We start from the raw sequence: 9,055 nt of genomic DNA, 5'->3' as shown, positions 1-9,055 counted from the left end.
TAAGCTCTTTATTATTTTTCAGCCCGAATTTCATGTCAAAGGTTCCTTTTGCCAGAACTTCTTCTAACAAAAATGGAGTGGACATCTCTCCTCTCGGTTTATCTCTGGTTGTGGCAACGTATGAAGGTGACAAAATTATGTGTGATAGTTTAGAAAAAGGAAGATATGCTAACCCTATAAACACCGTTGTAAAATGTGCAAACCACAAGATTTGGTATATTAAAACTCCCTGTGCATGAGGTAATCCTACCATCAAGTATATTTTTGCAAAAAGTGAGCCAATATATCGATATTCATTAAACCAGAACCCTGAAAGGTATATGTTCAATCCCTCTAAAAAAAAGCCTTCAAATACAATTAACAAAAATCCCAACAATATAACATAATCGTTTGCCCAGGTAGTTTCTAATAACACCTTTTTTCTGATTCTACGATAAAGCGCCATAAATAGCCCTATTAAAAATATTAAGCCAGCAGTATCAGACCATAACATGAATGCGATATAGAAGTTTCCTACCAAGATGCGGATATGAAACGGTGTAAGAATATCATTATCCAAAAATACGAGGGCAGTAGAAAGGGTCAGAAGCAAAAGCCCGTAAGAAATGAAATAATGCATTATTGCCGCATACTTATTTTTAATAAACTTTTTCTGTAAAAATGCAAATATAAACAATCTTTTGATAATGAGCCAGAAATTATGTTTTACAAAGTTCCAAGCTCTGGAAATTGTGAGATCGAATTTTTTAAACATTAAACGTAGCCAAAACAGATATAAAATAATTACAGCAATCATTTCAGAATAATGAATTAAAAGTTCTTGAAAAGCAATATAGATCAGGTTATGTCTTATTATAGGAATCATGATTTTGACACCTTTTTTTTATATTTAGTGCTAATGTTTAAAAACATATTAATAGTTTATGCTTTTAAATTTTAAAATTGAGGTATTTTCCAATTTTTTTGAGATGAGAGATTGCTCTTTGAAGCTACAAATAAATTAAATATCACTTATATTTATCAATAAATAGAGGTGTATTTTTATGGTTTTAAAAATAGGAGACACAGCACCGGACTTTGAGCTGCCAGACTATAACTTAAAAATGCGTAAGTTGTCTGAGTATTTGGGAAATAAAACAGTGCTTGCATTTTTTCCAGGAGCGTTCACATCTGTTTGCACAAAAGAGCTCTGCACTTTTCGTGATTCGCTATCTAACTTAAACAGGCTAAATGCGAAGGTTGTCGGAATAAGTGTTGATCCGCCATTTTCTCAGGCTGCATTTGCAAAAGAAAACAGGCTAAACTTTGATTTGCTAAGCGATTTCAATAAGGAGGTCAGCAAAAAATATGATGTCTTGCATCATGATTTTGCAAGAATAAAAGGTTTGCAAGCATCAAAAAGATCAATATTTGTCTTGGACGCAAAAGGGATAATAAGATATATATGGATAAGTGAAGATCCTGGAAAAGAGCCAGATTACAAGAAAATAGAGGAAGAGCTGTCTAAATTTTAAATTTTTGTCTTTATTTTATAGATACATTTTCAAAACCGATACTAAAGTTAGTAATAATATTTTTATATTAGATAAATCATTAAGATTTATTATGGAAAAATACAAGTTTGAATTGAATATAAAAAACATATTTCCCTCATCTTTGAGAAATTTTTCAGACCAAGAAATTGTCTATCAAAACCTGAAAAAGTTTAGTTTTAAAGAGTTTTATGATAGAGTGAGCAGAATTGCGAATGCATTATTGAAAATTGGTGTAAAGCCAGGAGACAAAATAGCGGTTCTTGACTGGGATACTAACCATTATATGGAAAGCTATTTTGCAATACCAATGACAGGAGCAGTAATGCACACTGTAAACATCCGATATCCACCCGAACTGATATTTTATACAATGCAGCATGCTGAAGACAAGTATGTGATAATAAGAGATGAATTTGTGCCTATTATTGAAAAGGCAATACAGCTCTTTGATTTTATAAAAGGATGGATTATATATTCTGATACTACTGATGATATAAAAACTATTTTATCTCCGTCATATCATTATGAAGAATTAGTAGATACCTCAGAGCCTTATGAATTTCCAGATCTTGACGAAAACACTACTGCTACGATATTCTATACCTCCGGTACCACAGGATTGCCAAAAGGTGTTACATTTACGCACAGAAATCTGGTTTTGCATGCAGAAGCGCTTGCCATGGCAGTGCATATGGAGCCATTATACGTCACAGATAAAGACGTATTTATGAGCTTAGTTCCTATGTTTCATGTTCATTCTTGGGGACTGCCGTATGTAACGATGATTACTGGAAATAAATACGTACTGCCCGGCAGATACGATGTTAAAAACATTTTGGAGCTGATAAAAAATGAGCATGTGACCCTTACATTGATGGTACCTTCAATTTTGTACATGATACTTGGTTATCCGGACATAGAACGCTATGCAAAATATTTAAAAGGCTGGAAAGTAGTAATAGGAGGCGCAGCAACGCCAAAAGGACTTGCTAAGAAAGCTGAGAGCTATGGAATAGAGACCATTGGCGGGTACGGATTGTCAGAGACCTGTCCTGTTCTTTCTATTGCACTATTTACCAATAAGATCAAGAACATGAAAGATGAGGACAAGTTTGAGTATAAAATCAGCACTGGCATACCGATACCGTTTGTCAATATAAAGGTTATTGATTCTGGTGGCAAAGAGGTGCCATGGAACAATAAGAGCATTGGAGAGATAGTGGTCAGGGCGCCATGGCTTACTACAGAGTATTACAAAGATCCAGAAAAGACAAGCGAGTTGTGGAAAGATGGATGGCTTCACACAGGTGATCTTGCAGAGATAGACAGTATGGGGTATATACATATTGTAGACAGAGAGAAAGATGCAGTGAAAAGTGGTGGTGAGTTCATACCTTCGCTCGTTCTCGAGAATGTCATAAGCGAGTGCAAAGGTGTTGGCGAAGTAGCTATTGTGGGCATACCAAACGAAAAGTGGGGTGAAAGGCCAGTAGCATACATAACAGCCTCTGGAACTTTGACCGAAGACGATGTTTACAAACATCTTGAAAAGTACGTTGATGTGGGCAGGATACAAAAATGGTGGTTGCCAGATAGAGTTATATTTATGAAAGAATTGCCAAAAACAAGCACTGGCAAGATCGACAAAAAAGAGCTGCGCAAGCAATATAAATAAAATTTTTAAAAAACTTTATTTTTTTTAAAATTTTATCTATTTTTAAACCGAAAAGCTTATTAAATATGTGAATATTAAATTTTAATATGAAAAGCTATGAAATTTTAGAAAGCATAGTAAAAAGAGCAAACGCCAGTGATTCTGTAAAAAGTGAACTAAAAGGTGCATCCAAAATTTTGCAATTTGAACTTGGGGGGGATAAATTCTATTTGCAAATCATGGAATCTGGAGATCTTTCTCTGAATTTGGGAGCATTTGCCACTCCAAATGTTACTATTATTGCAACAGACGAGGTGATGCAAGACATATTATCAGGAAAACTGGACGGTACAAAAGCGTTTTTTTCAGGTAAAATTAAGTTTACAGGAGATATATTCTTATCTCAAAAACTGATAAACATCGTAAAAAAAGTAAGTTAAAAAGGTGATAAATTATGGCGATAGAAAAGATAGCAGTGATCGGATCAGGAGATATGGGGCATGGTATAGTGGAAGTATTTGCCATGGCCGGATATACAGTAAACATGATGGATATTTCTCCTGAAGCCTTAAAAAAGGCAATTAACAGTATAACAGAGAGCATTGCGAAATTTGTAAAAAAAGGAAATATAACAGAAGAGCAATCTAACCAAATTTTAGGTAGGATAAGCAGTTACACAGAAATAGAAAAAGCGGTTAAAGATGCAGATCTGGTTATCGAAGCAGTTCCAGAAATTGTATCATTAAAAAACCAGATTTTCAAGCAGTTAGATCAGTTTGCCAAAAAAGATGCGATACTTGGATCTAACACATCCAATATAAAAATTACCGAGCTCGCCAAGAATGTATCGGATCCAAAACGGGTAGTAGGTATACATTTTTTCAATCCGCCAATTATGATGAAGCTGGTCGAAATAATCAGGGGCGATGATACTGATGACGCAACGATGGATACAGTAGCTGAACTGGTTAAAAAAATAGGAAAGACCGGGGTCAGGGTTAACAAAGATTCACCCGGGTTCATAGTGAACAGGATCAATGCGCCTGACATGCTGTTTTTCTGTTTGTTGCAGGATCATAATGTAGCCAGTCCTGAAGAAATCGATGCATTTGGCAAAACGCAGGGATTGCCCATGGGTCCTTATGAGCTTCTCGACTTTGTAGGCATTGATATAGTTTATGATTCGCTTCAGTATTATGGCAAAGAGCTTTCTCCTGAGTATCTCAAATGCAAAACTTTCAAAGAACTTGTCGACAAAAAAATGTTGGGCAAGAAAACTGGCAAGGGTTTTTATGACTGGAGTGCAGGAAGGCCGCACATAGATACCAGCAAGAGCACCAAGAAACTGGCATTGATAGATTTGTTTTCGATAGAAATAAATGAAGCATTAAAAATTTTGCAAGAAGGGATAGCCACACCGCAAGACATTGAAACAGCTGTAAAATTAGGGTTAAACAGACCATTCGGGCCAATCACCATAGCAAAAAGCCTTACAAATGCGGAAGTAAAGGCAAAGCTAGAGAGCCTTGCCAAACAATATGATTGTAAAGTATTCGAGCCTGCAGATGCGCTAAAGCAAGGAAAAATGAGAGAAGCGGTAGATGGCAGGTTATATCAAGTAGCAAAAAAAGAAGAGAAGAAAGAGGTAAAGATCGAGCCTATAAAAGCGCAGGGCTCTGAGACTTTAAACACACTGATAATTGAGCGATTTGAAGAGAAGGTTGTGCGCATTATAATAAACAGGCCAAAGCACAATACTATAAATGAAGAGGTACTTGACGATTTAAATAAAGCGATTGATATGCTCTGGAACGATAACATGGTAAATGTGATCTTGATCACAGGGCAGGGCACTACTTTTTCAGCGGGCGCAGAGCTAACCTCATATTTTCCAACACCGCAGCATTTTTTAGAATTTTCAAGAAAGGGAGAACGTATATTTAGGAGACTGTCAGAGATCCCAAAAATCACCATAGCAGCAATAAAAGGTTATGCGCTTGGCGGAGGTCTAGAGCTGTCGATGGCCTGCGATATCAGGGTTGCTACAGAGGATGTGAAATTGGGGTTGCCAGAGGTAACATTGGGGCTGATACCTGCTTGGGGTGGCTCACAAAGGCTTGCAAAGTTGGTAGGCATGTCAAAAGCACTGCAGCTTGTTCTTACAGGAGAGCGAATAACGGGAAAAGATGCATATGATATAGGGTTAGTAGCAAAGATATTTAAAGATATAGATACTGAATCTTTAAACTATGCAAAAGAGATAGCGATGACCTCTGCGCCCATCTCGGCAGCACTGGCAAAGAGGCTTGTTAATAAAGGTGTAGAGGCAGGAATGGATATAGGACTAGAGATGGAATCTTTTGCTGCGGGCATAGTATACAGCACCGAAGATTTGAAAGAAGGGATAACTGCAATGTTATCCAAGAAAAAGCCGGAATTTAAAGGGAAGTGATTAATAATTATGACAGATGTATATTTAGTAGATTATTTGAGAACTGCGTTTTCCAGATCCAGGCCTACAGAACCTGAAAAAGATGTTTTTAACACACTGCGTATGGATGAAGCACTGGGCATGTTATTAAAAAAAGAGATAGAAAGGACCGGAATAAATCCTCTGGAAATAGGGGATGTGATATCTGGCTGTGCGTTACAGGCAGACGAAAACTGGTTATATGGCGGAAGGCATCCAGTGTTTCTGGCAGAGTTACCAGTAGAAGTGCCGGCCATGGCGGTAGACCGAGCATGCTCGTCATCTTTGATGGCTGCAAGCATTGGCACTATGGAGATAATGACCGGCGCATCAGATATAGTTTTGGCGGGTGGAATGGAGCATATGACACATGTTCCATTAGCAAATAATCCGCACATCAATCCAAACTACAAACTTTTGATCAGGCCTGAGTATCTAAGATACCAGATGAACATAGGATACAGTATGGGCTTGACCGCTGAAAAACTGGCTGAAGAAAGCGGCATAAAAAAAGAGCAGATGGATCAATTTGCGGTGAGAAGTCATCAATTAGCAGCAAAAGCTTTAGATGAGGGCTGGTTCAAGGATGAGATACTGCCTATCGAAGTTGAATATAATGGATCTATGAAGGTTGTAGACCACGATATGGCCATAAGGGCAGACACTACTCTCGAGCAAATAAAAAAGCTGCCACCTGCGTTCAAGGCTGATGGCGTTATTACTGCAGGAAACTCATCTCCGCTCAATGCCGGAGCATCATTGGTGATGTTGATGTCAGACAAGAAAGTCAAAGAATATGGGCTAAAGCCTCTTGCAAAGATCACGGGCATGGCATGGGCAGGTGTAGACCCGAGCGTTATGGGTAAAGGGCCTGTACCAGCCAGTCAGAAGCTGTTGAAGAAACTGAATCTTAAAGCATCTGATATAGATTACTGGGAGATCAACGAGGCATTTGCAGTAGTTTCTCTCTATGCAATAAGAGAGCTGGGATTGGATATAGATAAAGTGAACATACATGGCGGTGCAACTGCGATCGGGCATCCGTTGGGTGCTACAGGTACTAGAATTTTGGGAACCCTTGCGAGAACCTTGCAGGATAAGAAAAAAGAGCGTGGCATTGCCACACTGTGTGTAGGTGGTGGGCAGGGATTTTCAATGAGCGTTGAGAGAGTGTGATTTAAATGGATTTTACGTTGCCTGAAGATGTGGAAAAGGTAAGAAAAAAAGCAAGAGAGTTTGCATTGAAAGAGTTTACAGCAGAAAAAAAAGTTTATTATGACAAGAATGAAAAGTACCCTGATGAAATAAGAAAGAAAGCATATGAAGCTGGATTTTTAGATATTAACAATCCATGGGGCATGCTTGTTACCATGGAAGAATTTTGCAGAGTGGATCCAGGGCTCGGGTTATCATCTTTGGTGCCAGCGTTTGGATCTGAAGTTCTGATGTTTTACGGCTCTGAAGAGCAGAAGAAAAAGTATCTAGAGCCGGTGCTCAGAGGTGAGAAGATCAGCGGCTTTGCAATCACAGAATCTGGTGCAGGAAGTGATGTTGCTGGAATATCCTCAAAACTTGAGAAGAAAAATGGAAAATGGATATTGAATGGAGAGAAGATGTTTATCACAAATGGAACCGTAGCAAATCATTTTTATGCATTAACGCGCACATCTCCCCCACCTTCATTTGAAAAGAGACATCATGGCATGACGATGATAATAGTAGAATCGAGCATGCCTGGCTTTTCTGCATCGCAGCTGAAAGGAAAGATGGGAATGAGGGCTACGAACACTGCAGAGTTGACATTTGACAATGTTGAAATACCAGAAGAAAATATAATTGGAGAAGTAGGCAAAGGATTTTATTATGTTATGACGTTTTTCAACATTAGCAGAATCTATGTTGCAGCGCAGGGGCTGGGCATAGCAGAAGGTGCATATGACAGACTGATGGATTATATAGTGAAAAATAAGAGGTCTGGATCAAAGGTATCAGACAATGAAAACACCGAAATGCTGGTTGCAGAAATAGCAACAAAGATCGAAGCTGCGAGATTGATCACATACAAAGCTGCAAGCTATCTGTTCAATTTCAATCCTGACCCGGCCACAACGAGCATGGCTAAATACTATACTGCAGAAGCGGCCACATTTGCGACCGAAAAGGTGCTAGAATATATGGGGATTGAGGGAATAAACACGGACCTTGAGCGCTTATATCGTGATTCTAAGATTACTGACATATGGGAAGGAACAAGCGAGGTTGAAAAATTGGTCATAGCGCGGATGCTCATAAAAAATAAGTTAAAGGAGGGATCAGATGTTCAGTGAAGATCAGTTACTGTTAAAAAAATTGGTACATGAGTTTGCAGAAAAAGAGATAGATCCAGTGGCTTTGAAGGTGGAAAGAGAAGGAATAAGCAAAGAGCTGATAGACAAGATGGTTGAAAAAGGATTTATGGGTGCTCTTGCGCCATTCGAATATGGAGGTTCTAATTTGGACCAGGCCAGTTATATTATACTGCTAGAAGAGCTTGCAAAATATTCTCCATCTCTTGCATTTTATGTGCTTATTCAGAACTCGCTAATAATCAAACTGTTATTGAAATCAAGCTCAAAAGAACTTGCTGAAGAGTATGTGCCAAAGATAGCTGCGGGAAAAATTAATGGGGCTATAGTACTGGAAGATGTTTTACAGAATTCGGCACCGGCACTGCTTGAAATAAAGAATAACAAAGTTATTGGTGCGAGAAACTATGTAATAAACTCAAACAGTAATATAGTATTCACTGTTGCAGGTGCTGATCACATGCTGTTGATGCTTGACAACGGTTTTAAGGTAGTTTCTGAAAACAGCAAGCTGGGATTTAGAGGCTTGAATTTTTCCAGAATGGAGTTTAACAGCAGTTTCACAGAAAAAAATATTGTTGCTAAAAACGGATCTAAAAAGGTCATAGAAGAGCTGCTTGATGAAGCATCACTGGCAATATCCGCAATATCTCTGGGTATGAGCGAAAACGTGCTTAGCAAGGCTATCGAATATTCAAAGGTCAGAAAAGCATTTGAATCTTTGATTGCTGAGTTTCAATCTCCTGCGTTTGCCATGAGCGAGAATTATGCAGAACTTAAATCTTTACAGAATTATCTAGACACATTATCTCTGTCAGAGCCAAGTGAAAAGGAGCAACTGATGCTAAAGCATCTGACAACAAGCTTTGTAATAAGGGTCACTAAACAGGCGCTACAGGTACATGGAGGATATGGCTATCTTGAAGATTTCCAGATCGAGAAATATTATAGAGATGCCATGGCGCTCTCAGTTCTGACCACCAATTCTCTGCGTGACAAAATAAAGCTTGCAAACTTAGTGCTGGATATTCCCAGCGCTAAATTTTAATTT

General features: G+C 38.3%; 8 protein-coding genes. 7 read left to right on the top strand and 1 reads right to left on the bottom strand.

Going from position 1 to position 9,055, the window contains the following annotated elements; genetic code table 11:
- Positions 1-754 (bottom strand): respiratory nitrate reductase subunit gamma (locus tag QXQ25_04380; GenBank protein ID MEM0160942.1); only part of this gene is annotated, 754 nt, incomplete at its 3' end.
- A gap of 289 nt (positions 755-1,043) precedes the next feature.
- On the opposite strand from QXQ25_04380, the gene QXQ25_04375 reads away from it, so the two are divergent.
- From QXQ25_04375 to QXQ25_04345, 7 genes are all read left to right on the top strand, one after another.
- Complete coding sequence (locus QXQ25_04375; GenBank protein MEM0160941.1) at positions 1,044-1,514, top strand: peroxiredoxin; 471 nt, start codon at positions 1,044-1,046, stop codon at positions 1,512-1,514.
- A 91-nt stretch (positions 1,515-1,605) separates the two neighbouring features.
- The gene (locus QXQ25_04370; protein MEM0160940.1) at positions 1,606-3,210 is read left to right on the top strand and encodes a fatty acid--CoA ligase; all 1,605 of its coding nucleotides are present in this window, start codon (positions 1,606-1,608) and stop codon (positions 3,208-3,210) included.
- An 86-nt stretch (positions 3,211-3,296) separates the two neighbouring features.
- On the top strand, positions 3,297-3,629 hold the full coding sequence (locus QXQ25_04365) for an SCP2 sterol-binding domain-containing protein (protein MEM0160939.1): 333 nt from the start codon (positions 3,297-3,299) through the stop codon (positions 3,627-3,629).
- 14 nt (positions 3,630-3,643) lie between these two features.
- Positions 3,644-5,641 carry a 3-hydroxyacyl-CoA dehydrogenase NAD-binding domain-containing protein gene (locus QXQ25_04360; protein ID MEM0160938.1) on the top strand — a complete coding sequence of 666 codons (1,998 nt, stop codon included), beginning with the start codon at positions 3,644-3,646 and terminating at the stop codon, positions 5,639-5,641.
- A 6-nt stretch (positions 5,642-5,647) separates the two neighbouring features.
- A complete protein-coding gene (locus QXQ25_04355; protein ID MEM0160937.1) occupies positions 5,648-6,835 on the top strand; it encodes an acetyl-CoA C-acetyltransferase in 1,188 nt (395 codons plus the stop codon).
- Positions 6,836-6,840: 5 nt separating this feature from the next.
- Positions 6,841-7,986, top strand: coding sequence for an acyl-CoA dehydrogenase family protein (locus tag QXQ25_04350; GenBank protein ID MEM0160936.1), 1,146 nt, complete (start codon positions 6,841-6,843; stop codon positions 7,984-7,986).
- Positions 7,976-9,052 carry an acyl-CoA dehydrogenase family protein gene (locus QXQ25_04345; GenBank protein ID MEM0160935.1) on the top strand — a complete coding sequence of 359 codons (1,077 nt, stop codon included), beginning with the start codon at positions 7,976-7,978 and terminating at the stop codon, positions 9,050-9,052. The genes QXQ25_04350 and QXQ25_04345 overlap by 11 nt, the downstream gene beginning before the upstream one ends.
- The last annotated feature ends 3 nt before the right edge of the window (positions 9,053-9,055 follow it).

Source organism: Thermoplasmata archaeon (assembly GCA_038729465.1).
GTDB lineage: Archaea > Thermoplasmatota > Thermoplasmata > Thermoplasmatales > ARK-15 > JAVRLB01.
Note: the sequence above shows the minus strand (reverse complement) of the source record. Positions and strands in the feature narration are given on the sequence as shown.

Excerpts from the sequence above, each read along its gene's own strand:
- QXQ25_04375 (MEM0160941.1), top strand. The coding sequence starts at position 1,044 with ATGGTTTTAAAAATAGGAGACACAGCACCGGACTTTGAGCTGCCAGAC.
- QXQ25_04370 (MEM0160940.1), top strand. The coding sequence starts at position 1,606 with ATGGAAAAATACAAGTTTGAATTGAATATAAAAAACATATTTCCCTCA.
- QXQ25_04365 (MEM0160939.1), top strand. The coding sequence starts at position 3,297 with ATGAAAAGCTATGAAATTTTAGAAAGCATAGTAAAAAGAGCAAACGCC.
- QXQ25_04360 (MEM0160938.1), top strand. The coding sequence starts at position 3,644 with ATGGCGATAGAAAAGATAGCAGTGATCGGATCAGGAGATATGGGGCAT.
- QXQ25_04350 (MEM0160936.1), top strand. The coding sequence starts at position 6,841 with ATGGATTTTACGTTGCCTGAAGATGTGGAAAAGGTAAGAAAAAAAGCA.
- QXQ25_04345 (MEM0160935.1), top strand. The coding sequence starts at position 7,976 with ATGTTCAGTGAAGATCAGTTACTGTTAAAAAAATTGGTACATGAGTTT.